The sequence below is a fragment of the Helicobacter pylori genome (assembly GCF_001653475.1).
GTDB lineage: Bacteria > Campylobacterota > Campylobacteria > Campylobacterales > Helicobacteraceae > Helicobacter > Helicobacter pylori_CM.
In genome coordinates this window covers 485,458-508,628 of record NZ_CP011487.1, presented here as the reverse complement: position 1 = coordinate 508,628, position 23,171 = coordinate 485,458, and the positions used below count along the sequence as shown (strand labels likewise).

At 38.7% G+C, this 23,171-nt stretch carries 25 protein-coding genes and 1 pseudogene; 14 read left to right on the top strand and 12 right to left on the bottom strand.

The window, feature by feature from the left end; all coding sequences use genetic code 11:
* Position 1 precedes the first annotated feature (1 nt).
* From AA974_RS02500 to AA974_RS02475, 6 genes and pseudogenes are all read right to left on the bottom strand, one after another.
* Positions 2-2,377 (bottom strand): annotated as a pseudogene (locus tag AA974_RS02500) (TonB-dependent receptor family protein).
* 202 nt (positions 2,378-2,579) lie between these two features.
* Complete coding sequence (gene acpS / locus AA974_RS02495; RefSeq protein WP_064433287.1) at positions 2,580-2,936, bottom strand: holo-ACP synthase; 357 nt, start codon at positions 2,934-2,936, stop codon at positions 2,580-2,582.
* 6 nt (positions 2,937-2,942) lie between these two features.
* Entirely contained in the window at positions 2,943-3,494 is a 552-nt protein-coding gene (fliL, locus tag AA974_RS02490) for a flagellar basal body-associated protein FliL (protein ID WP_064433286.1), read from the bottom strand.
* 8 nt (positions 3,495-3,502) lie between these two features.
* Entirely contained in the window at positions 3,503-4,105 is a 603-nt protein-coding gene (gene rsmD / locus AA974_RS02485) for a 16S rRNA (guanine(966)-N(2))-methyltransferase RsmD (protein WP_064433285.1), read from the bottom strand.
* Positions 4,084-4,410 (bottom strand): hypothetical protein, encoded by a 327-nt coding sequence (locus AA974_RS02480; protein ID WP_064433284.1) that lies wholly within the window; start codon positions 4,408-4,410, stop codon positions 4,084-4,086. Before AA974_RS02480 ends, rsmD begins: the two co-directional genes overlap by 22 nt.
* A gap of 438 nt (positions 4,411-4,848) precedes the next feature.
* On the bottom strand, positions 4,849-5,859 hold the full coding sequence (locus AA974_RS02475; RefSeq protein WP_064433283.1) for a class I SAM-dependent methyltransferase: 1,011 nt from the start codon (positions 5,857-5,859) through the stop codon (positions 4,849-4,851).
* Between the two features lie 130 nt (positions 5,860-5,989).
* Between AA974_RS02475 and AA974_RS02470 the strand changes: the two genes are divergently transcribed.
* The 7 genes from AA974_RS02470 to egtV all read left to right on the top strand — a co-directional run bounded on the left by AA974_RS02470 (position 5,990) and on the right by egtV (position 11,676).
* Positions 5,990-6,607, top strand: coding sequence for an MBL fold metallo-hydrolase (locus AA974_RS02470; RefSeq protein ID WP_064433282.1), 618 nt, complete (start codon positions 5,990-5,992; stop codon positions 6,605-6,607).
* Positions 6,608-7,375: a HesA/MoeB/ThiF family protein gene (locus tag AA974_RS02465; RefSeq protein ID WP_064433281.1), complete on the top strand. Its 768-nt coding sequence runs from the start codon at positions 6,608-6,610 to the stop codon at positions 7,373-7,375.
* Positions 7,376-7,390: 15 nt separating this feature from the next.
* The gene (gene motA, locus AA974_RS02460) at positions 7,391-8,164 is read left to right on the top strand and encodes a flagellar motor stator protein MotA (RefSeq protein WP_000366185.1); all 774 of its coding nucleotides are present in this window, start codon (positions 7,391-7,393) and stop codon (positions 8,162-8,164) included.
* A 2-nt stretch (positions 8,165-8,166) separates the two neighbouring features.
* A complete protein-coding gene (motB, locus tag AA974_RS02455) occupies positions 8,167-8,934 on the top strand; it encodes a flagellar motor protein MotB (RefSeq protein WP_064433280.1) in 768 nt (255 codons plus the stop codon).
* A gap of 3 nt (positions 8,935-8,937) precedes the next feature.
* On the top strand, positions 8,938-9,375 hold the full coding sequence (locus tag AA974_RS02450; protein ID WP_064433279.1) for a hypothetical protein: 438 nt from the start codon (positions 8,938-8,940) through the stop codon (positions 9,373-9,375).
* A gap of 101 nt (positions 9,376-9,476) precedes the next feature.
* The gene (egtU, locus tag AA974_RS02445) at positions 9,477-11,033 is read left to right on the top strand and encodes an ergothioneine transport permease/ergothioneine binding protein EgtU (RefSeq protein WP_064433278.1); all 1,557 of its coding nucleotides are present in this window, start codon (positions 9,477-9,479) and stop codon (positions 11,031-11,033) included.
* Position 11,034: 1 nt separating this feature from the next.
* On the top strand, positions 11,035-11,676 hold the full coding sequence (gene egtV / locus AA974_RS02440; RefSeq protein WP_064433277.1) for an ergothioneine transport ATP-binding protein EgtV: 642 nt from the start codon (positions 11,035-11,037) through the stop codon (positions 11,674-11,676).
* A gap of 11 nt (positions 11,677-11,687) precedes the next feature.
* Here the strand turns inward: egtV and AA974_RS02435 are convergent, their stop codons facing one another.
* Positions 11,688-11,867 (bottom strand): hypothetical protein, encoded by a 180-nt coding sequence (locus AA974_RS02435; RefSeq protein ID WP_064433276.1) that lies wholly within the window; start codon positions 11,865-11,867, stop codon positions 11,688-11,690.
* On the opposite strand from AA974_RS02435, the gene AA974_RS02430 reads away from it, so the two are divergent.
* From AA974_RS02430 to AA974_RS02400, 7 genes are all read left to right on the top strand, one after another.
* A complete protein-coding gene (locus AA974_RS02430) occupies positions 11,859-12,320 on the top strand; it encodes a hypothetical protein (RefSeq protein ID WP_064433275.1) in 462 nt (153 codons plus the stop codon). The two genes, AA974_RS02435 and AA974_RS02430, sit on opposite strands and share 9 nt — an antisense overlap.
* Positions 12,321-14,105, top strand: coding sequence for an excinuclease ABC subunit UvrC (gene uvrC / locus AA974_RS02425; RefSeq protein WP_064433274.1), 1,785 nt, complete (start codon positions 12,321-12,323; stop codon positions 14,103-14,105).
* 11 nt (positions 14,106-14,116) lie between these two features.
* Complete coding sequence (locus AA974_RS02420; protein WP_064433273.1) at positions 14,117-15,382, top strand: homoserine dehydrogenase; 1,266 nt, start codon at positions 14,117-14,119, stop codon at positions 15,380-15,382.
* Positions 15,383-15,727, top strand: coding sequence for a YraN family protein (locus AA974_RS02415; protein ID WP_064433272.1), 345 nt, complete (start codon positions 15,383-15,385; stop codon positions 15,725-15,727).
* An 88-nt stretch (positions 15,728-15,815) separates the two neighbouring features.
* Positions 15,816-16,136, top strand: a complete 321-nt coding sequence (trxA, locus tag AA974_RS02410; protein WP_064433271.1) for a thioredoxin — start codon at positions 15,816-15,818, stop codon at positions 16,134-16,136.
* A 5-nt stretch (positions 16,137-16,141) separates the two neighbouring features.
* Complete coding sequence (gene trxB / locus AA974_RS02405; RefSeq protein ID WP_064433270.1) at positions 16,142-17,077, top strand: thioredoxin-disulfide reductase; 936 nt, start codon at positions 16,142-16,144, stop codon at positions 17,075-17,077.
* Between the two features lie 213 nt (positions 17,078-17,290).
* Positions 17,291-18,112 (top strand): glycosyltransferase family 25 protein, encoded by an 822-nt coding sequence (locus AA974_RS02400; RefSeq protein ID WP_064433269.1) that lies wholly within the window; start codon positions 17,291-17,293, stop codon positions 18,110-18,112.
* 217 nt (positions 18,113-18,329) lie between these two features.
* Here the strand turns inward: AA974_RS02400 and AA974_RS02395 are convergent, their stop codons facing one another.
* From AA974_RS02395 to coaE, 5 genes are all read right to left on the bottom strand, one after another.
* Positions 18,330-18,578 (bottom strand): RNA-binding protein, encoded by a 249-nt coding sequence (locus AA974_RS02395; RefSeq protein ID WP_000790557.1) that lies wholly within the window; start codon positions 18,576-18,578, stop codon positions 18,330-18,332.
* A 325-nt stretch (positions 18,579-18,903) separates the two neighbouring features.
* Positions 18,904-19,584: a F0F1 ATP synthase subunit A gene (locus AA974_RS02390; protein WP_064433268.1), complete on the bottom strand. Its 681-nt coding sequence runs from the start codon at positions 19,582-19,584 to the stop codon at positions 18,904-18,906.
* A gap of 121 nt (positions 19,585-19,705) precedes the next feature.
* Entirely contained in the window at positions 19,706-21,151 is a 1,446-nt protein-coding gene (gene guaB, locus AA974_RS02385; protein WP_064433267.1) for an IMP dehydrogenase, read from the bottom strand.
* Positions 21,152-21,160: 9 nt separating this feature from the next.
* Positions 21,161-22,522, bottom strand: a complete 1,362-nt coding sequence (gatA, locus tag AA974_RS02380; protein ID WP_064433266.1) for an Asp-tRNA(Asn)/Glu-tRNA(Gln) amidotransferase subunit GatA — start codon at positions 22,520-22,522, stop codon at positions 21,161-21,163.
* Between the two features lie 58 nt (positions 22,523-22,580).
* On the bottom strand, positions 22,581-23,171 hold the full coding sequence (gene coaE / locus AA974_RS02375; protein ID WP_064433265.1) for a dephospho-CoA kinase: 591 nt from the start codon (positions 23,169-23,171) through the stop codon (positions 22,581-22,583).

Genomic DNA, 23,171 nt, shown 5'->3' with positions numbered 1-23,171 from the left:
CTTAAAAATGATAACTCACATACGCTGTGATGCTTCTAGGAGGCGCGGCTTCTTTACCATTAGGGCTAGTGCCTATCCCGCTAAACCAATATTTCATGTTAAAAATGTTATTGATTTGCAAGCTCGCATTAACGCTTTGATTTTTGCGTTCCCACAAAGTGCTAGAAATTTGCAAATTCCACACCCAATACCACGGCGTCATGCCCGCTGTTCTGGTAGTGATGGCCTCATTTTTAATCGTGGGCGCGTATTGAGTGAAAGGCACGGTGTTTAACACATCACTATAAGCGCGGCTATAAAAGAAAGAGCTCAACCCAATCGTGGTTTTAGCGTAGGTGTAGCTCGCATCTAAAATAAACTGGTGCGGGCTTACAAAAGGGAGTTTTTTACCAAAAATATCTTTTTTAGGCCATTTGGGATTGGCAGGGTTAGTAACCATCGTATGGCTTGTGATAACAGCGTCTATAAAAGTGTAGGCCGCATGGAAATTAAGCCCCCTAATAGGCGTGTAATACAATTCCAGCTCCACGCCTTGCGATCTCGCATTGACGCTCTCTGTTATCCCCATAGCGCCCGGTAAAATAATTATTCGCAAAAATCACAAAATAATTCGCATTAAAACTCACTTGATTGTTAAAATAATATCTTGATCCGCCTTCCATGACATTAAAGATTTGAAAATAATCCGTGCTTGTGCCTACAAAATTACCGATATTGCTGAATTGGGGAGGGATGTAGCTTCTTTGGTAGTTGAAATAAAACAACCAATCTTTAATGGGTTTATAGCCGATATTCACTGCCGGATTGAATTGGTTATAACGCTCTTTCGTGGTTGTTGGGGTTTGGCCTTCTTTAAAAGGGGGAGCGTCTTTTTTTTCGTAATTTAAAAAAGTGTATCTCAAGACAGGCGTGATCGTTAGCATGCCGTCATTGAAATTGATTTCATCGCTGGCATACACAGCGGTATAATTGTTGAAATTATTGATTGAAGTTCCTGCATCAAACCCACTCCCATTATTAGGCATATTAGGGTTTTTCATGGTGGTGGATCGGCGGTATAAATCTTCCGTTAAAAACCGCATTCCCATATTAAAAGTTTGTTTGACTTTACCGGTATTGATGATGAGATTGAGTTTTGGATCAAAGGCATTCACCACGAAGCGGCGGATCTGATCAAGAAATTGCCAACAAGGGCTACTCGTATCGCTATAAGAATACAAACCGCAATTAGGGTTTTTCGCGCTAATTTCTCCCTTGCCTTTAAAGGGTAAAATCTTATTTTGACTGCTGCTCATATACACGCTTTGGTATTGGTTGGAAAACCCAAAATCCCTACTCATGTCATGCGTGAAATAAGTGAATTTAAAATCTCCCCCCACTTTCCTATCCGGATCGCCAAAATAATTTTGATACACAATCCCAAAACGCTTGGCTCGCCCCCCATCTTGATTGTCAGGGCGCTCATTAATGAAGCGGTTATAGGCATAATCTTGCGCACTCAAAGTGCCTGGATGGTAAGAGTTGTATTGATAATACTGGTAATAAGCTTTAAAAGTGTTGGTCGCATTAATCTTATAAACCGCATCAAGCAAGTAGTTTTGCACCTTTGTGGGGCTGTTTTGCCTGAAACCTTGTCCGTTAATCCAATTGCCCTGCATACTAATGCCTATATGTTTGCCTAGCATTCCAGCTGTTCGCCCATAAGTGTTAAACAGCATCTGATTGCCTAAAGTTTGGGCTAAAGGCTTGCCTTTTTCTTTGGGATCTACAAAATTCCCATTAGAGGATCGCCCCAAAAAGTGATCCTTTCAGCCGCTTGATTTTCCCACTCTTTAGGGATTTCTTTAGTGATGATATTCACCACGCCTCCAAAAGTGTTAGGGCCGTATTGGACGCTCGTGCCCCCTTTAATCACATCAATCCTATCCACTGACTGGAAAGTAACAGGGAAAATCGCCAGTTCAATATTGGAATACGGTGCACCATAAATGGGGATACCATTGACTAAAATCATGCCCGTATTGCTGTGCCCGTTACCGCCCCCACCAAAACCGCGCACCAAAATTTTAGGCAACACGCCTGTGCCTGTAGCGTCTCTGATTTGAATCCCTGGCACATTTTGCAAAGCGTTTTCAATATTCAAATTACCCGTTTTTTTGAGTTGTTTGTTGGAAATCACCGTGCGAGAGCTTGTGGAATTACGCGCTTCTTCGCTTTGCCATGAAAGCGGGGTGCTTGAATTGAATTTTTGCTCGGTGGTTGTAACTTTTTTTAAAAAATAGTGCTTATCTTTGCCAACCAAAGAATTAAAAGACAAAAAAGTCAAAGTGTATAACGCTAAAAAATAAGGGGTTTTTACTCTCAAATAACCATTCATTATGATAACCTTTCTCGTTTAATTCAAACCGATGTATACTTACTAAAATAATTATTATAATTACCTTAAATTTTGAAGTTTGATTTTATTGATTTACAATTTGTTATCAAAACAATTTGAAACAGGTTTTTTGTGTTTTTTAACAGCCGCTAAAGCGCTTTTTAAAACAGAATGTTATGGGAGTTTTAGAATGCGTTGTTTATCAATTTGACGCAGAAACCATCACAACCGCTATCGCAAAACCAGCGTCATGGCTGATGCTTGCGCTCAAGCTTTGGATGTTGAAATAATCCATTTTTTCTTTGGAAAGGGTGATTAAGGGGGCGTTTTTAGGGCTTTTAGAAATATGCATATCCAAAAAGCTCAATTCCTTACCAATGCCTACTTGAAGGGCTTTAGAGCAAGCCTCTTTAAGCGCGAAAAACCCGGCGATACTGCTGGATTTATCCTTACATAAAACAATCTCACTTGGCGATAAAAAACGCTCTAAAAACTTCATTTTAAAGCGTTTTACACACTTTTCTACCCTAGCAATAGAGACAATATCTATGCCAATCATTTAAAATTATTGGATGATAAAATCGGTGAAAAAGACATTTTTAATAAAGCCATCAATCAAAAACGAATTCAGATGGCTCTTAATTTCATCTTTAAGCTTGTTTTTGCCCTTGTTGGTAACCACTTCTTCCACGCTTTTAGATGATAGAATTTCTATGATCGTGTCTTTAATCGCTGTATCTTTAACCTTAACTTCATTTAAAAGCTTTTCATTACTCAATTCTAACGAAATAGAAGCCTTAAGGTAGCGTCTGCCGTTTTGAGAGACCAAATTCACCGCAAAAGGTGCATCAATCGCATACAAAGGCCCAAGCACCAAATATTGCTGGATATTAGAACCTTCTTTAGCCTCTTGATTTTTGTTCGCCATAGGATTAGCTTGAATTTCTTGGGTGTTTTTAGAAGCGTTTTCTTTAGATTCTTCCTTATTCCCCATAAGCAGCATGATAATCACCCCTACCAATAAAAGCATCACTAACACGCTTCCAATAATGACAAATAAAAGGGCTTTGCTTTTTTTGGGGGGTTGTTGCGCGGTATTTTCTTGTTCTTCTGCCATGCCTATTCCTATTGAAAATAAGTTAAAGTGGTTTTTCCAAATTTTTTCTGTTTGATTATAGCTAAAGTTGCAAGACTTTTAGGCATTTCATGCACGCTTTCATGCTCAAAAACCACTAAAAGATTTTTTTGATTCGAGCGTTTCAATAACATTTCTAAAGCTTGAAAACACTTTTCATAAATCCCTAAAAATCCGCTTGTTTCAAAAGGAGGATCAAAATAAAGGATATTCAAAACGCCATCTTTTAAACACAGAGAGGGCAAAAGCTTGAAAGCGTCATCTAAAAAGGTTTGAATTCCAATTTCCTTTTTCAGGCGGTTTTTAAAGAGGGAAATATTTTCTAAAAGTGTGGCGTAAGCGCTTTTGTTTCGCTCAAAAAACACCGCGCTTTTAGCCCCCCTACTCAAAGCCTCCAAACCCATAGAAGCGCTGCCTGAAAACACTTCTATAAAATGCGCGCTTATAATTTCTGCTTGCAAGGTGTTAAAAAACGACTCTCTTACGATCGCTTTCGTGGGGCGCGTGCTAGAAATTTTAGGCAAATTCAAGCCTAATCCCTTACAAGCCCCCCCAATAATCTTAAATTTTTTTACTGGCTGATGATTTGGCATAATTTGTGGGTGTATTCTTCTAGTAATTGCTGGATCTTTTGCTCTTTAGAAAATGGGATTTCTTCGCAAGGTTTTTCGCTCTCTTTTAAAGCGTGATAAAAATTTTTTATATCTTCTTTCACGCTCTGTTTAGTGAAAGGCTTTCTTAAGCGCTCTTCTATAAAGCATAGGGGCTTATTGGTTTCTAGCTTTCCATCATCGCTTAAAACAAAGTCGCACACTTCCATAGGAGAAAGACAATCGCTCAAATAAAATTCCAAACTCCTTTGGATCAACAAAGACTTGCAAGAAAGAAAAATTTTCAAAAAACCCCTTTTATCCCATCAATTTAAATTGTTTCAAATTATAGCAATTCTTTCTTTTAAGCACCATATTAAATAAATAAATTCAAAAATTGTTTCATTTTGTAAAAAAGTTAAAAAGAATGTTAAAAGTAGAGTTTAAATAACATCGTTTTTTTTTTTTTGTATAATGCTCGGCGAAGGTAAGAGCAAAAGGCGTTTTATATTCCTTCCTTCTTTACTATAACTTAGCATTTTAATAAACTTTTTCGTTAAAATGTCTTGATGCTCTTACCTTTAATTGAGAAAGCAAGTTAGCCTCTCTCAACTTTTCACACAAACTAATCTTGAAAGCGTAGTGTTTAAATAGTAAATACTTAGTATTTAATATTCTAAAATCCAATATACCAATCCCCTCCTTAAAAATACGCAAACTCTTTATTATTTAGATTGTAAAATGCTTTACATTTTATTTTTTTTCACAAACTCTAACGCTTTGAAACGCTCCCCCAAGCCCCCAGGGCTAATTAAGGGCTTGATTTTAGCCGCTTCTTTTAGATACCTTTCATAACTCACGCTCTTTGAAAATGTTTCTAATAATTCCATAAGCCCCATATCCAATAAAGCGTTAGCCTGCGATTTGAAGAATGAAAATTGTGCATGGTGTTTTTCAAACAAAAAACGCACCAGAGAAAAATTGACATCATAAGTCAGATCACTCTTTTGATACAAAGAAGCTAGATTGTTTAAAATATCCTTAAAATCCAGCGCTTGGTGGTTTTTAAAGGCCCTTAAATGCATGTCTTTTCTCTCTGTTTCATCGCCATAATCAAAGCTCAAAAACACCCAAGAATAAGCCTCATTCAATTTCTCTAACAAATCCTTAATAAAAGCGTTCAAAAATAACGGCGCACACCCTTGTTGTAAATCCAAATTTTTAAGAAGTTCTTTAGTGGGTTCATCAATACCGCCCCAAACGCCCTTATGATTATGGGTAATAAAAAGCATTTGATTATCTTTAATGATCTCGCAAGCGAACGCATCAAACAATTCATTAGAGACAACAAACGCGCTTTTTTTTTCTTTAAAATCAAGCTCTTCCAAACTGCAACTGATCAAATCCAATTGCGTGGCTTGTTTAAAAATAATTCGTTGGAGTTTTTGCAATTCCTTTAAAGGCTCACAGCTGATAAACTCGCATTTTTCCATGACACCCACGCTCAAAGCGTTTAAAAAACTGGCTATGTCGCTCAAAAAATGCCCATGATGAGAGCCAATTTCTACAATTTTTAAAGGCAAAAATAATTTTTCTTCTTCTAAAAGCTTGATGATATAAAACGCAATAGTGCCCCCAAAAAACTTACTCAAAGACACCGAAGTGTAAAAATCCCCTTTTTGACCGATTACAGCCTTTCTGTAATACCCCTTTTCTCCATAAAGCCACTCTTGCATGTAATTCCCAAACGATCGCACGATTTTCCTTTCATTAAACCCATCTCAATCAACAATAACAGACCACTATTCTAGTCAAAATCGCCTTATTTTTGCGCTATGATATTCAATAATGATGACTTTTTAAGCTAGTTTGAAGGGAGTTTAGAGTTTGGAAATTTTAAGGCGAGAATGCGGGGCGGTTGAAGAAAACGCTTATATTGTGAAGCTTTCTAGTGGGATAGATTTTATTATTGATCCTGGATTTTCTAGCAGCGAATGGGTGTTAGAAAACGCCAAAAACCCTAAGGCGATTTTAATCACGCATGGGCATTATGATCATGTATGGGATAGCGCTCAATTGTTAAAAACCCTTAAAGACACCCCCATTTACGCCCCCAAAGACGATGTGTTCATGCTAGAAAATGATATTTTCCATTTAGGCATGCCGGTTTTTAGCCCTTCGTTTAGCGTGCCTTGCAATAAGGGTTGCACCACTTTAGAAATAGAAAACACTACCATTAAATATTGGCATTTTCCCGGACACACGCCCGGTTGCTCTATCATAGAAATAGGAGGGGTGATTTTTAGCGGGGATTTTATTTTTTATCGCAGCATTGGCCGTTATGATTTCCCTTATTCTAATGAAAAAGACATGAAAGAGTCCCTGTTAAGGTTTCAAAATTTAGATTTCCCTAAAGACATAGAGATTTATCCAGGGCATGGGGATAAAACAAGTTTTTTTGCTGAAAGAGAGCATTCTAAAATTTGGGTTTCAAGGATGACTTGATTGTTAAGCCGGCTAGAAAAAGAGCGTTATTTACACCATATCATGCTAGAAGATGTGGGCGAAGAAGACCAATTGAAGCTTTTAAAATCTAGCGTTTTAGTCGTTGGGGCTGGGGGTCTTGGATCAGCGGTTTTAATGTATTTGTGTGCCGCTGGGATAGGAAAAATAGGTGTTGTAGATTTTGATGTGGTAGATATGAGTAATTTGCAACGCCAAATTATCCATTCACAGGATTTTTTAAACCAATCTAAAGCCTCTAGCGCGAAAGCACGCTTAAAACAACTCAATGCTGGTATTGAAATAGAGACTTTTGAAGAACGCTTTAAGGCTCATAACGCTCTTTCTCTGATAGAGCCTTATGATTTTATCATAGACGCTACAGACAATTTCAACGCTAAATTTTTGATCAATGACGCTCGTGTGTTAGCCCAAAAACCCTATTCGCATGCCGGGGTTTTAAAATACAGGGGACAAAGCATGAGCGTTTTACCCAATAGCGCATGCTTAGCGTGTGTTTTTGATAAGCCCCCTAAAAAGGGATTAAATCCTATTTCATGGCTTTTTGGGGTCTTACCCGGGGTTTTAGGGTATATCCAAGCGAGCGAATGCCTTAAATATTTTTTAGGGTTTGAAACTTTACTTATAAATACTTTACTTATAGCCGATATTAAAACGATGGATTTTAAAAAAATTCAAGCACCCAAAAACCCTGAATGTAGGGTTTGTGGCACGCATAAAATCACGCATTTACAAGATTATGAAATTTAGATTAAGGGGTAAGTTTTGGATTTATCAACCATACTAGGCTTGGTATTGGCGGTCGCTTCTATTTCGTTAGGCGATATTTTAGAAGATGGCAATCCGTTGCACATTATCCATTTGAGTTCAGTCATCATCATCGTGCCTACTTCGCTTTTTGCCGCTATGACAGGCACGCATGCTCGTTACGTGAAAGCCGCTTACAAAGAGATAAAAATTGTTTTTTTAAACCCTAAAATCAATTTAAACGAAACCATTAAAAATTTAGTGGAATTAGCCACTTTAGCCAGAAAAGATGGGGTGTTGAGTTTGGAGGGGCGAGTGGCACAAATTGAAGACGATTTCACCCGTAATGGCTTGTCTATGATCATAGATGGCAAGGATCTCAAATCCGTTAAGGAAAGCTTAGAAATCAGCATTGAAGAAATGGAAGAGTATTACCACGGTGCCGCTCATTATTGGGAGACTGCCGGCGAGACCGCTCCTACTATGGGGTTAGTGGGGGCGGTTATGGGGCTTATGCTAGCCTTGCAAAAACTAGACAATCCGGCTGAAATGGCAGCAGGGATCGCTGGGGCTTTTACGGCTACTGTTACAGGGATTATGTGTTCTTATGCGATTTTTGGCCCTTTTGGGCATAAGCTCAAGGCTAAGTCTAAAGATATTATTAAAGAAAAAACCGTTCTTTTAGAGGGGATTTTAGGCATCGCTAATGGGGAAAACCCAAGGGATTTAGAAAACAAACTCTTAAACTACATCGCTCCCGGTGAGCCTAAAAAATCTCAATTTGAGGGCTAAACATGGCTAAGAAAAACAAACCCACCGAATGCCCCGCCGGCGAAAAATGGGCGGTTCCTTATGCGGATTTTTTGTCGTTGTTGCTCGCGCTTTTTATCGCTCTTTATGCCATTTCAGCGGTCAATAAATCCAAAGTGGAAGCCTTAAAAACCGAATTCATTAAGATTTTTAATTATGCTCCCAAGCCAGAGGCGATGCAGCCGGTTTTAGTGATCCCCCCTGATTCAGGGAAAGAAGAAGAGCAAATGGCGAGCGAAAGCTCCAAACCGGCTTCGCAAAATACCGAAACAAAAGCCACTATCGCTCGCAAAGGCGAAGGCAGTGTTTTAGAGCAAATTGATCAAGGCTCTATTTTAAAGCTCCCCTCTAGTTTGTTGTTTGAAAACGCTGCATCAGACGCTATCAATCAAGACATGATGCTTTATATTGAACGGATCGCTAAAATCATTCAAAAACTCCCTAAAAGGGTGCATATTAATGTGAGAGGTTTTACAGACGACACGCCTTTAATTAAAACCCGTTTTAAAAGCCATTATGAATTAGCCGCCAATCGCGCTTATAGAGTGATGAAAGTCCTTATACAATACGGCGTAAATCCTAACCAATTGTCTTTTTCTTCTTACGGATCCACAAACCCTATTGCGCCTAATGACTCCCTAGAAAACAGAATGAAAAACAATCGTGTGGAAATCTTTTTTTCAACCGATGCGAACGATTTGAGTAAGATCCATTCTATTTTAGATAATGAGTTCAACCCCCACCAAGAATGAACCATGAATAAATTTTTTCTCTTCATCTTTCTTTTTTTAGTGAGCCTTATTGCTAGAGAAAAGGACGCTTCTTCAAACCTTTTTGATTTGATTGATAAAGGGATCAACAGAGAACAAGAATTAAAAGAGCAGGAGCAAAAAATGCGCTTAAAACTGGCTCAAAGCCCTTTAGTGGCTTTAGAGATTGTCCCCCAAGAAACGCCCTATTTAGAATGGCAAGGGGCTAGGGAGTCGTATTATTTAAAGGTGAGCGCTGTAGTGGAGAGCGTGGTTATCTTAAAAATTGACATCAATCAAGGGCGTTCTTGCTCGCTCTACCCCACGCCTAAAAGCGTTTCTTTAGTAAGGAATCAAAGCGTAGCCTATGAGATTTTATGCGAAAACCAGCCGTTATGGATAGAAGTGAGCACGAATTTAGGCAAACGCACCTTTCAGTTTTAATTTTTCCACCGGTTTTATAAACATTTGATGCTATAGTTGTTGGCATGAATGAAAATTTTTGGTATAGAATGATAAAAAAATAGGTTTGGTTACATCTTAAAATGAACGCTTTAAAATATCTGATCAAAGAATTTCATGATCGCTTCATTTATTTTATAGACTTACTCGCGCAGCATTTTATCATCGTTGCGCTTTCTAGCTTTCTCGTGCTAGTCTTTGGGGTTTTGATTGGGGTTTTTGTGTTTTATAACTCAAAGGCTAGGGCGTTTTTGCTCCCTGTGGTGAATTTCCTTTACACCATCCCATCGCTTGCGTTATTCGCTTTATTCATTCCTGTGATTGGGGTGGGGTTAAAAAACGCGCTTTTGGTGTTGGTCTTATACGGCTTATTACCCATTGTCCATAGCACTTATAACGCTTTAAAAGAGGTGAGAGAAGAGGTGATTAAGGCCGCTATCGGTCTAGGGTGTAACCCAAAAGAGTTGTTTTTTAGGGTGCGATTCTTGCTCGCTATCCCTCAAATTTTAGTGGGCTTAAGGATTGCGGTGGTGATGTTAGTAGCGATGGCTGGGATTGGGGCACTCATTGGGGCTGGGGGCTTAGGGCAGGCTATTTTTAGAGGGCTAAACACGCAAAACACCACGCTTTTAGTGGCGGGTAGTTTGATTATTGCTCTTTTTAGTGTTTTAGCGGATAAATTTGTGAGCGTCTTTCAGCATGAAAACGCTTTGCAACGCCTAATTTCTCAAAACGCCACCCAAAAACAAAAAAGAAAAGTTTATCTTAATTTAGCGGTGTTGTTTTTTTTATTGCTAGCGAGCGTGTTATGGCTCATTCCTAGAAACACCACAGAAGAAAAGCCCTTAGTCGTGGCGACAAAACCTAGCAGCGAGCAGTATATTTTAGGCGAGATTTTAAGCCTTTTGTTAGAAAAACACCATATTCCTATCAAGCGAGCATTTGGCATTGGTGGGGGGACGATGAATATCCATCCGGCATTGCTTAGTGGCGATTTTGATTTATATGTGGAATATACCGGCACCGCTTGGGTGAATACGCTCAAAAACCCTTTGACTCAAAAAGTGGATTTTGAAACGATTAAAAAGCGTTATGAGAAGGAATTTAATCTTTTATGGGTGGGGCTTTTGGGCTTTAATAACACCTATTCCTTAGCGATTTCTAAAGAAGACGCTCAAAAATACGCTATTGAAACTTTCAGCGATTTAGCCTTTCATAGCCCAAATTTTGATTTTGGAGCGGAGTTTGACTTTTTTGAAAGAGAGGACGCTTTTAAGGGCTTAGTGAAAGCTTATCGCTTTCATTTTAGAAGTTTGCATGAAATGGATATTAATTTGCGTTATAAAAGTTTTGAATCCCATAAAATCAACGCTTTAGATGTCTTCACTACAGACGCTCAAATCAAAGAGCTGGATTTAAAAGTGCTTAAGGACGATAAAGGGTTTTTCCCTAATTATCAGGCCGGTATTGTTATAAGAAAAGAAATGGTGAAAAAGTATCCAGAAGCGTTAAAAATCTTAGAACAATTAAATTCAAAAATTAACGATGAAATGATGCAAGATTTAAACTATCAGGTGGAAGTGTTGAAAAAAGCCCCCAAAATAGTAGCTAAAGATTTTTTAGAAAGATTGGGGTTATAGCATGAAAGAAATCGTCAAAATAGAGAATGTGTCTTTTAACTACCACAATCGCACTGTTTTTAAGGATTTTAATTTAAGCATTCAAGAAGGGGATTTTTTATGCGTTTTAGGGGAGAGCGGGAGCGGTAAAAGCACGCTTTTAGGATTGATTTTAGGGCTTTTAAAACCCAGTCTGGGGAGCGTTAAAATCTTTAATGAGACCCTTTCAAACAACGCTTTTTTACGCCAAAAAATAGGCTATATCGCTCAAGGCAATTCCTTATTCCCTCATTTAAACGCTCTACAAAACATGACTTTTTGCCTTAATTTGCAAGGCATGGATAAACAAGCCGCTCAAAAAGAAGCCAAAGCCTTAGCGTTAAAAATGGGGTTAGATGAGAGCCTTATGGATAAATTCCCCAATGAATTGAGCGGGGGTCAAGCCCAAAGAGTGGGCATTATTAGGGGGATTATCCACAGGCCAGAACTCATTTTATTAGACGAGCCTTTTAGCGCTTTAGATAGTTTTAATCGTAAGAATTTGCAGGATCTTATCAAAGAGATACACCAAAATTCTCACGCTACTTTCATTATGGTAACGCATGATGAAGCCGAGGCTCAAAAGTTAGCCACAAAAACCCTAGAAATCAAAGTCCTTAAATAAGAGCGGTGGTTTTAAGGCTGATTTAAAAATTCTGGCGTAGTGTTGTTAGCGGGCGTTTGCATAGAAGAATTAGAGCTGTTTGAGGTTTTTTTAGCGGGTTTTTCATTGAATGGGGGGGCTTTATAGCCACAAGCTTGAATGTTTAGCGCTACAAGCGTTAAAAAGCATGTTAAGATAAGTTTATGGAACACAATATTTTCTCCTTACTCATTCAAAAAAAGTCTTATAAAAAGCTTGAAACTCTTTTGAAACTCAAAAAGCTTAAGGTTTTTATGCCTTTAAGTTTACAAGAAAATTTGCTTTTTATCTTCATAAAAGGCTCTAAATTGCTTTTTGCGTTTAAAGATCTTTGGGCTTCTAAAGAATTTAACCAGCGATTCGCTAAAGAAATCAGCCATTTTTTAAACACGCAAGGGCATGCTTATGGGTTTAACGGACTGATGGGATTAGAAATTTTAGGTTATGTGCCTAAAGATTCCTTAGAAAAAGCCAATTTTTATGCCCCCATTAAAAAACAAGCCCGATTTTATCGCCCTAGTGCTTTAGGGTTGTTCCATAACCCCATTAAAGACGCTCGTTTGCATGAATGTTTTGAAAAAGCGCGCTCTTTGATCCACTACCAACGAAGTTTTTTTGAGAAGTAAATGGCTTATTTATTGTCCAGTTTGAAAAACCTTTCTAACAGTAGCGGCGTGTATCAATATTTTGATAAAAACCGCCAATTACTCTATATCGGTAAGGCGAAAAATTTAAAAAAACGCATCAAAAGCTATTTTTCTGTCCGTAATAATGAAATCACGCCCAATTATCGCGCCAGCTTACGCATCCAAATGATGGTCAAACAAATCGCTTTTTTAGAAACCATTTTAGTAGAAAACGAACAAGACGCTTTGATTTTAGAAAATTCTTTAATCAAACAGCTCAAGCCCAAATACAACATTCTTTTAAGAGACGATAAAACTTACCCCTACATTTATATGGATTTTTCCACTGATTTCCCTATCCCTTTAATAACACGAAAAATTTTAAAACAGCCTGGCGTTAAATATTTTGGCCCTTTTACAAGCGGGGCTAAGGATATTTTAGACAGCTTGTATGAATTGCTCCCGTTAGTTCAAAAGAAAAATTGCATCAAAGATAAAAAGGCATGCATGTTTTATCAAATAGAGCGTTGTAAAGCCCCATGCGAGAATAAAATCACCAAAGAAGAGTATTTAAAAATCGCTAAAGAATGTTTAGAAATGATTGAAAATAAAGACAAACTCATCAAAGAGCTTGAATTAAAAATGGAGCGCCTTTCTAGCAACTTGCGTTTTGAAGAAGCCCTCATTTATAGGGACAGGATTGCAAAAATCCAAAAAATCGCCCCTTTCACTTGCATGGATTTAGCCAAACTCTATGATTTGGATATTTTTGCTTTTTATAGTGGGAGCAATAAGGCGGTGTTAGTGAAAATGTTCATGCGTGGGGGTAAAATCATTTCTTCAGCGTTTGAAAAAATCCACTCTCTCAATGGGTTTGACACTGATGAAGCGATGAAACAAGCCATTATCAATCATTACCAATCGCATTTGCCTTTGATGCCTGAACAAATCTTATTGAACGCTTGCTCTAATGAAACGCTTAAAGAATTGCAAGAATTTATCTCTCATCAACACTCTAAAAAAATCGCTCTTAGTGTTCCTAAAAAAGGCGATAAGCTCGCTTTAATAGAAATCGCTATGAAAAACGCTCAAGAGATTTTTAGCCAAGAAAAAACCTCTAATGAAGATCTGATTTTAGAAGAAGCGCGATCGCTCTTTAAATTAGAGTGCATGCCTTATAGGGTAGAAATCTTTGACACAAGCCACCATGCCAACAGCCAATGCGTGGGGGGAATGGTCGTGTATGAAAATAACGAATTTCAAAAAAACTCTTATCGGCGCTACCATTTAAAAGGCTCTGATGAATACACTCAAATGAGCGAATTGCTCACTAGAAGGGCTTTAGATTTTGCTAAAGAGCCACCGCCTAATTTGTGGGTGATTGATGGAGGGAGGGCGCAATTAAACATCGCTTTAGAAATTTTAAAAAGCAGCGGGAGTTTTGTAGAAGTGATCGCTATTTCTAAAGAAAAAAGAGATTCTAAAGCTTATCGCTCTAAAGGGGGCGCTAAAGATATTATCCATACGCCTAGCGATACTTTTAAATTGCTCCCTAGCGACAAACGCTTGCAGTGGGTGCAAAAATTGCGCGATGAAAGCCACCGGTATGCGATAAACTTCCATAGATCCACTAAACTTAAGAACATGAAACAAATCGCTCTTTTAAAAGAAAAGGGCATAGGAGAAGCTAGCGTGAAAAAATTGTTGGATTATTTCGGGAGTTTTGAAGCGATAGAAAAAGCGAGCGAGCAGGAAAAAAACGCTGTTTTGAAAAAACGAATTTAAAAGGAAAAGGCATGAAAAAAAGATTGAATATAGGGCTTGTGGGTTTAGGGTGTGTGGGGAGCGCAGTCGCTAAAATCTTACAAGAAAATCAAGAAATCATTAAAGACAGAGCCGGCGTGGGAATTGGTATTAAAAAAGCGGTGGTGCGAGATGTGAAAAAGCACAAAGGCTATCCTTTTGAAATCAGTAATGATTTAGAAAGCCTGATAGAAGATGAAGAGATTGATATTGTCGTGGAGCTTATGGGTGGGGTTGAAGCGCCTTATCTTTTAGCTAAAAAAACTTTAGCCAAACAAAAAGCCTTCGTTACAGCCAATAAAGCCATGTTAGCGTATCACCGCTATGAATTAGAACAAATCGCTAAAAACACCCCCATAGGCTTTGAAGCGAGCGTGTGTGGGGGTATCCCTATTATCAAGGCTTTAAAAGACGGCTTGAGCGCTAATCACATCCTTTCTTTTAAAGGGATTTTAAACGGCACAAGCAATTACATTTTAAGCCAGATGTTTAAAAATCAAGCGAGCTTTAAGGACGCTTTGAAAGACGCGCAACATTTAGGCTACGCGGAATTAAACCCTGAATTTGACATTAAGGGCATTGATGCGGCACACAAATTATTGATTTTAGCGTCTTTAGCGTATGGCATTGATGCGAAATTAGAAGAAATTTTAATTGAAGGCATTGAAAAAATAGAGCCAGACGACATGGAGTTTGCTAAAGAATTTGGTTACAGCATTAAACTTTTAGGCATCGCTAAAAAACACCAAGATTGCATTGAATTAAGGGTGCATCCAAGCATGATTAAAAATGAATGCATGCTCTCTAAAGTGGATGGGGTGATGAACGCTATAAGCGTTATAGGGGATAAGGTGGGCGAGACTTTGTATTATGGGGCTGGGGCTGGGGGAGAGCCTACCGCAAGCTCGGTCATTAGCGATATTATAGAAATCGCAAGGAAAAAAAGCTCTTTAATGCTAGGCTTTGAAACCCCTCAAAAACTCCCCCTGAAACCCAAAGAAGAAATCCAATGCGCTTATTATGCGCGTTTGTTGGTGAGCGATGAAAAAGGGGTTTTTTCTCAAATTAGCGCGATTTTAGCCCAAAATGATATTTCGCTCCACAATGTCTTACAAAAAGAAATCCCGCATTCTAACAAGGCTAAAATCTTATTTTCCACGCACACCACCAACGAAAAGTCTATGCTGAACGCCCTTAAAGAGCTTGAAAGTCTAAAAAGCGTGTTGGACACCCCTAAAATGATCCGTTTGGAAAATTGAATGCACTTTTTGAATAACAAGCATAAGCAAAAAGGCTTAAAGGCTGAAGAAGAAGCTTGCGAATTTTTAAAAACGCTGGGTTTTGAAATGGTGGAAAGGAACTTTTTTTCAAAATTTGGCGAAATTGATATTATCGCTTTTAAAAAAGGGGTGTTGCATTTCATTGAAGTCAAAAGCGGGGAAAATTTTGATCCCATTTATGCGATCACGCCGAGCAAATTAAAAAAGATGGTTAAAACGATCCGCTGTTATTTGTCCCAAAAAGATCCCCATAGCGATTTTTGCATTGACGCTGTTATTGTGAAAAATGGTAAATTTGAGCTTTTAGAAAATATCACTTTTTAGATTTTTATCCAAAATCAATGCGTTTTCATTAACATTCTTAAGCTAATATAATTCTCGTTAATCAAAATCATATATTTAGGAGTAACCAATGAGTCACTATATTGAATTAACTGAAGAAAATTTTGAAAGCACCATTAAAAAAGGGGTTGCGTTAGTGGATTTTTGGGCACCATGGTGTGGTCCTTGTAAGATGCTATCCCCTGTGATTGATGAATTAGCTAAAGAATATGAAGGTGAGGCTAAGGTTTGTAAAGTCAATACTGATGAGCAAGAAGAATTGAGCGCGAAATTTGGTATTAGAAGCATTCCTACGCTTTTATTCACAAAAGATGGCGAAGTCGTCCATCAGTTGGTGGGCGTGCAAACTAAAGTTGCTTTAAAAGAGCAATTAAACAAACTTCTAGGTTAGTAGCCATGATAGATTGCGCGATTATTGGAGGTGGTCCTGCAGGTTTGAGTGCGGGACTTTATGCCACTAGAGGCGGTGTTAAAAACGCTGTTTTATTTGAAAAAGGAATGCCTGGGGGGCAAATCACTGGCAGTAGTGAGATTGAAAACTATCCGGGCGTTAAGGAAGTGGTGAGCGGGTTGGATTTCATGCAACCATGGCAAGAGCAGTGTTTTCGCTTTGGCTTAAAGCATGAAATGACCGCTGTTCAAAGGGTTTCTAAAAAAGACTCTCATTTTGCTATTTTAGCAGAAGATGGCAAGACTTTTGAAGCTAAGAGCGTGATTATCGCTACCGGTGGTAGCCCTAAACGCACAGGCATCAAGGGCGAGTCAGAATATTGGGGTAAAGGCGTTAGCACTTGTGCGACATGCGATGGCTTCTTTTACAAAAATAAAGAAGTAGCGGTGCTTGGTGGAGGCGATACCGCCGTAGAAGAGGCGATCTATCTAGCCAACATCTGCAAAAAAGTCTATCTCATCCACAGAAGGGATGGTTTTAGGTGTGCGCCTATCACTTTAGAGCATGCCAAAAACAATGATAAGATTGAGTTTTTAACCCCTTATGTGGTGGAAGAAATCAAGGGTGATGCTTCTGGCGTGTCTTCTTTAAGCATTAAAAATACAGCCACTAATGAAACAAGAGAATTAGTCGTGCCGGGGTTTTTTGTTTTTGTGGGTTATGATGTGAATAACGCTGTGTTGAAACAAGAAGACGACTCCATGCTATGCAAATGCGATGAGTACGGCTCTATAGTCGTGGATTTTTCCATGAAAACGGATGTTCAAGGCTTGTTTGCAGCAGGAGATATTCGCATTTTTGCCCCTAAGCAAGTGGTTTGTGCTGCAAGCGATGGTGCTACGGCAGCCTTAAGCGTGATTTCTTATTTAGAACACCATTAAATCAAGATTATAACCCTAGATTTAGGGTTATGAGTTCTCGCTTCAAACATTCATTGGATCTTCAAAACCTGTAGGTTTTTGTAGCCGTGATGCGATTTTATTCGCATGGTGTTGGTTTTTAGCTAGATATTAATCATCAAATTTAAAAAAAGTTTTATTGTAAAATGTAGCCTAAAAACGATATACTCTATTAAAAATTATGAGGAGTTTGGCTTGCGTGTTTTTATCATTTCTTTAAATCAAAAAGTGTGCGATAAATTTGGTTTAGTTTTTAGAGACACCGCAACTTTACTCAATAATATTAATGCCACCCGCCACAAAGCGCAAATTTTTAATGCGATTTATTCTAAAACTTTTGAAGGCGAGTTGCACCCTTTAGTTAAAAAGCATTTACACCCTTATTTCATCACGCAAAACATCAAAGACATGGGGATTACAACCAATCTAATCAGTGAGGTTTCTAAGTTTTATTACGCTTTAAAATACTATGCGAAGTTTATGAATTTGGGAGAGCTTGGGTGCTATGCGAGCCATTATTCCTTGTGGGAAAAATGCATAGAGTTAAATGAGCCCGTTTGTATTTTAGAAGACGATATAACCCTAAAAGAGAATTTTAAAGAGGGATTGGATTTCTTAGAAAAACACATCCAAGAACTAGGCTATGTGCGTTTAATGCATTTGCTGTATGATGCCAATGTAAAAAGTGAGCCATTGAACCATAAAAACCACGAGATACAAGAGCGTGTAGGAATCATTAAAGCTTATTCTCATGGGGTGGGGACGCAAGGCTATGTGATCACGCCCAAGATTGCCAAAGTTTTTTTAAAATACAGCCAAAAATGGGTTGTTCCTGTGGATACGATAATGGACGCTACTTTTATCCATGGTGTGAAAAATTTGGTGTTACAATCTTTTGTGATCGCTGATGATGAGCAAATCTCTACGATAGCACGGAAAGAAGAACCCTATAGCCCTAAAATCGCCTTAATGAGAGAACTCCATTTTAAATATTTGAAATATTGGCGGTTTGTATAGCCAATAATAAAAAATACTAAAGAGCGTTTTAAAGCGTTAGTTGTCCCTATTTGATTAGAACAAAACCAGTTTTTAATCGCCTTTTTAAAAATAGATTAAAATTTTAAATGATTCTAAAAGGGTTTTAACCCCTTTTAGCTTCTATGCATGATCTAAATAAAATGCGTTAAGAGAATGAAAGTGCATTAGAAAATGATTTTCTAATTTTCTAATGCTATTAAGATTTTTTAGGATTAGCTTCGGTTACTCTAATCGTTCTGCCCATAAAATCCGTATTATCCAATTTAGCAATCGCTTCACTAACGCCCTCTTCTTGCATTTCTACAAAGCCAAAACCTTTAGGTTTCTTCGTTTCTCTGTCATAAATTAGCTTGACATTAAAAACTTTGCCAAATTGACTGAAAAGCTCCTTGACTTGCTCGCTAGTAGCGCTATAAACCAAATTCCCTACATAAATGTTTTTCAAGATAAAATTCTCCGGTAAAAAAAATGACAACATACCCATAAGAATATGAAAAAGTTATAAAAAAGTAACACTTCTAAAACCCAAACACATCCAAAACAGAAGTATGCCAGATTTTATCTAATGATTGCTTAAAAAATTATAAAAGCTATTAAAATTGGGTATTGATAATAAAATACGAAAGAATTCACACAAGCAAGCGGTAATTTTAAAAAGCGTTATCAAAGAATGAAGCATGGTTTCAAAACCACTCCCTATCCTTTCAAAAGCTTTACCACAAAACAAAGTTTTAAAAAAACAATATTAAAGCCAAACAAGAATGTTTTGCTCAATGCCCTTCATCGGTTAAAACAGCCCCTGCCAAATACACATAAGTGAGAATCATAAAAACAAAAGCTTGTAAAATCCCCATAAAAAACAAGACCATAAAAGGCGCTACAGGAACAGCCCAAGGCACTAATAAAAGCATGATGAGCAAGAACATGTCATCGCCCTTGATATTCCCAAACAAACGAAACGATAAAGACACGATCCTAGAAAAATGCGAGATGATTTCAATAGGGAACATGAAAGGAGCGAGCCACTTCACAGGGCCTGCAAAATGAGCGAAATACTTAAAAAAGCCCTGCACTCTAATGCCTTCAAAATGGTAATAAAAAAACACAATCAGCGCTAAAACCAGCGTAAAGCTCCAGCTAGCCGTAGGGGATTCAAAACCAGGAATGATGCCTATCATGTTAGAAAAAAAGACATACAAAGCGATCGTGCCAGCTAAAGGGAAGTACTTGCGGGCTAATTCTTCGCCGATAATATCCTTAGCCACGCTCAAAATCGCGCTAATGATGCTCTCATACACATTCTGCAAACCCATAGGCACCATCTGCATTTTACGCAATGCGCCAAGCGAGATTAAAAACATCAAAACCGCTGTCAAAACCACAAAAAACCCGGTGATAAAATCATGATTGGAGCTAAAAAAATTAGCAATAGTAAATACTCTGTGTTCCATGAAAAAGTTTCTCTAAGCCTTATTGAAAATTTCCTTAATTGTAGCAAGTAAGTTTTAAAAACTCATTAAACCAAGCTTTTTAACGAGTTTTTTGACGATTTGTCTTGTTTTCTTTTAAAATTCACCCATAATAATTAGGGGCTTCTTTAGTAATATCTACGCCATGCACATGGCTTTCTTTTAACCCCGCGCTAGTGATTTCTACAAATTCAGCGTTTTGATACAATTCCAAAATATTTTTCGCCCCCTGATACCCCATAGAAGAGCGCACTCCCCCTACTAATTGGAAAATCATATCCGAAACCTTACCACGATAAGGCACACGCCCCTCAATGCCTTCTGGGACTAATTTTTCACTCGCCACGCCCTCTTGAAAATACCTGTCAGAACTCCCTTTGGTCATAGCCCCAATGCTGCCCATACCCCTATAGCTTTTATATTGCCTCCCTTGATAGATCATAAAATCCCCTGGAGATTCTTCTGTGCCAGCGAGTAAAGAGCCTATCATCACGCTTGATGCCCCCAAAGCCAGAGCCTTAGCCACATCGCCTGAATAACGGATCCCTCCATCTGCAATCACAGGAATATCAAATTTAGACGCCACTTCTACGCAATTATCAATCGCGCTCACTTGAGGCATTCCCACCCCAGCCACAATCCTAGTGGTGCAAATGCTTCCTGGCCCAATACCCACTTTAATAGCGTCCGCTCCCGCATTAATCAAATCGCTTGTGGCTTCTTTAGTTACTACATTCCCCACAATTACATCCACTACCAAGCTTTTTTTAATCTCTTCTAAAGTGTGTAAAATATTAGCTGAATGCCCATGTGCACTGTCTAACACCAACGCATCCACCCCAGCTTTAACTAACATTTCAGCCCTATCCAACTGCCCCACTCCAATAGCCGCCCCCACTCTCAACCTCCCAAAATCATCTTTATTGGCCTCAGGGTATTCAATGCGTTTTTGAATGTCCTTAATCGTGATTAAGCCTTTTAAAACATTATCTTTATCCACAATGGGCAATTTTTCAATCTTATGCTTGTGCATCAAATCGCTCGCTTCATCCAAACTAATGCCCACATGAGCGGTAACTAAAGGCATTTTAGTCATCACATCGCCCACTTTTTTACTCAAATCGGTTTCAAAGCGCACATCTCTGTTGGTTAAAATCCCGATCAACAGCCCCTTATCATCTACCACAGGCACGCCTGAAATCTTGTAATTATCCGTTATGACTTTAGCGTCCGCTAGCGTCCTGTGCACATGGATAAAAATAGGATCATTAATCACCCCGCTCTCACTTTTTTTAACTTTAGTGATTTCTTTAACTTGCGTTTGAATATCCATGTTTTTATGCACGATGCCAATACCCCCAAGGCGCGCCATAGCGATAGCGGTTTTATGCTCTGTAACCGTATCCATAGCCGCGCTAATAAAGGGGATATTCAAACTAATGTTTTTGGTTAGGCGAGACTTTAAGCTCACATCTTTAGGTAAAACGCTGGATTTTCTAGGCACCATCAACACATCTTCAAAAGTCAAAGCCCTTTGTAAAATTCTCATTTTCTATCCTTAATCTAATTTTAAATCTAATTCTTGCTCTAAAGCGTAAGAAACATCTAAAAGGCTTTGCTCATCAAAAGCCTTAGCAATGAATTGCATCCCTATAGGCAAGCCTAAAGGATCTTTAGCGACCGGTAAAGAAAGAGCCGGCAAACCGCTCAAATTCGCCCCAATCGTGTAAATATCGCTCAAATACATTTCTAAAGGGCTTGCATGGTAATTGAATAAGTGGGCGGTCGTAGGTGCTACAGGGGTGAAAATCAAATCCACTTCTTCAAAAATCTTATTGTATTGCTCTTTAATCATCAAACGCATTTGCTGGGCTTTCAAATAATAAGCGTCATAATACCCACTGCTTAAGACAAAATTCCCTAACATGATGCGCCGTTTCACCTCATCGCCAAAACCTTCACTACGGCTTTTGAGATACAATTCTTTCAAATCTTTAATATTTTGAGCCCTTCTCCCGTAACGCACCCCATCAAATCTGGCCAAATTTGAACTCGCTTCAGCCATGCTGATAATATAATAAATAGAGATTTGATAATGCGAATCCAACATCTTTTTTTCCACAATCTCATGCCCCATTTCTTTCAAGGCTTTAAGGGTGTTTTCATAAGCGAGTTGCACTCCATTGCTCGCATCTTTAATGTGATCTCTTAAAATAGCGATTCTAAAGCGTTTGTCTCTGTTAAGGTTTTTAAAGGTTTGCACGGGTTTGAGATTAGCGCTCGTGGAATCCTTACTATCATGCCCGCTAATAGCGTCAAATAAAATAGAAGCGTCTTCCACATTTTGCGTGATAGGCCCGATTTGATCAAAACTAGAACAATACGCAATCAAACCATAACGGCTCACCCTCCCATAAGTGGGTTTTAACCCCACGCACCCGCAATAACTAGCCGGCTGCCTGATAGACCCGCCCGTATCGCTCCCTAAAGCCGCCACCGCTAATCCGCCAGCGACTGCTGCCGCGCTCCCTCCGCTACTCCCTCCAGGCACTCTGTTTTTGTCTCGTGGGTTTTTAGTGATCCCATAGCAACTAGACTCTGTGGTGCTTCCCATCGCAAACTCGTCCATGTTAGAAAGCCCAAACCCTGCCATGCTGTTTTGGTGCAAGTTTTCAATCACGCTCGCATGATAAGGAGCGATATAGCCTTCTAAAATCTTACTGGAGCAAGTGATTTCCCACCCCTTAACGCTGATATTGTCTTTAATAAGGATCGGCACCCCTTTAGCGCTAGCGCCATTAAGGCTAGGGGCTTTAATATAAGCGTTCAAATCTGAAGCTCTAACCTTAGCGTCAATTTCGTTTTTAAGGGTTTCTAATTCATCTTGGGATAAAGAAAGGGCTTGTTTTAAAGTGATCATGTTTTTAGCCTTACAAAAAATTTAATGGTAGTTTAACATGCTTAGATACAAAACGAGCTTATAAGAGCGTTTTTAAAAAGCACTCAACCTGCTTGGCTAAATCTTTTAAACTGGAGCTGTTGTCTATAATATAATCGCTCATGGCGCGTTTTTGCCCTATATCCATTTGACAAGATAAGCGCTGCAAGATTTCAGCTTCTTTGAGTTTGTCTCGCTCTAAAAGGCGCTCAATTTGTAAGGCCCTTGGTGCATAGACTAAAACCACCTTACTCACAGGATAGCGTTTTTTACCCCCCACTTCAAAAAACAAAGGGATGTCTAAAAAATACGCTTGATGATTCTTTTCTAATTCATAGGCCTTTTTAAGCATGCACTCACGGATTAAGGGGTGTAAAAAACCCTCTAGCCATTTTAACTCATTAGCCTTTTGAAACACGATCGCCCCAAGTTTTTTTCTGTTTAAAATACCCTTTTCTAAAATCTCTGATCCAAAATGTTGGGCGATTTTAAACCGGTACTCTTGCAATAACTGGTGGGCGATCTTATCCGCATCTAAAATGTGATAACCTTGCGATTCTAGTATTTTAATGGTGGTGCTTTTACCGGTGCCTATCCCCCCTGTGAGAGCGATAGCGTTTTTTAAAACCAT

Excerpts from the sequence above, each read along its gene's own strand:
- acpS (WP_064433287.1), bottom strand. The coding sequence starts at position 2,936 with ATGATTGGCATAGATATTGTCTCTATTGCTAGGGTAGAAAAGTGTGTA.
- fliL (WP_064433286.1), bottom strand. The coding sequence starts at position 3,494 with ATGGCAGAAGAACAAGAAAATACCGCGCAACAACCCCCCAAAAAAAGC.
- rsmD (WP_064433285.1), bottom strand. The coding sequence starts at position 4,105 with ATGCCAAATCATCAGCCAGTAAAAAAATTTAAGATTATTGGGGGGGCT.
- motB (WP_064433280.1), top strand. The coding sequence starts at position 8,167 with ATGGCTAAGAAAAACAAACCCACCGAATGCCCCGCCGGCGAAAAATGG.
- AA974_RS02450 (WP_064433279.1), top strand. The coding sequence starts at position 8,938 with ATGAATAAATTTTTTCTCTTCATCTTTCTTTTTTTAGTGAGCCTTATT.
- egtU (WP_064433278.1), top strand. The coding sequence starts at position 9,477 with ATGAACGCTTTAAAATATCTGATCAAAGAATTTCATGATCGCTTCATT.
- egtV (WP_064433277.1), top strand. The coding sequence starts at position 11,035 with ATGAAAGAAATCGTCAAAATAGAGAATGTGTCTTTTAACTACCACAAT.
- AA974_RS02430 (WP_064433275.1), top strand. The coding sequence starts at position 11,859 with ATGGAACACAATATTTTCTCCTTACTCATTCAAAAAAAGTCTTATAAA.
- uvrC (WP_064433274.1), top strand. The coding sequence starts at position 12,321 with ATGGCTTATTTATTGTCCAGTTTGAAAAACCTTTCTAACAGTAGCGGC.
- AA974_RS02420 (WP_064433273.1), top strand. The coding sequence starts at position 14,117 with ATGAAAAAAAGATTGAATATAGGGCTTGTGGGTTTAGGGTGTGTGGGG.
- AA974_RS02415 (WP_064433272.1), top strand. The coding sequence starts at position 15,383 with ATGCACTTTTTGAATAACAAGCATAAGCAAAAAGGCTTAAAGGCTGAA.
- trxA (WP_064433271.1), top strand. The coding sequence starts at position 15,816 with ATGAGTCACTATATTGAATTAACTGAAGAAAATTTTGAAAGCACCATT.
- trxB (WP_064433270.1), top strand. The coding sequence starts at position 16,142 with ATGATAGATTGCGCGATTATTGGAGGTGGTCCTGCAGGTTTGAGTGCG.
- AA974_RS02390 (WP_064433268.1), bottom strand. The coding sequence starts at position 19,584 with ATGGAACACAGAGTATTTACTATTGCTAATTTTTTTAGCTCCAATCAT.
- guaB (WP_064433267.1), bottom strand. The coding sequence starts at position 21,151 with ATGAGAATTTTACAAAGGGCTTTGACTTTTGAAGATGTGTTGATGGTG.
- gatA (WP_064433266.1), bottom strand. The coding sequence starts at position 22,522 with ATGATCACTTTAAAACAAGCCCTTTCTTTATCCCAAGATGAATTAGAA.
- coaE (WP_064433265.1), bottom strand. The coding sequence starts at position 23,171 with ATGGTTTTAAAAAACGCTATCGCTCTCACAGGGGGGATAGGCACCGGT.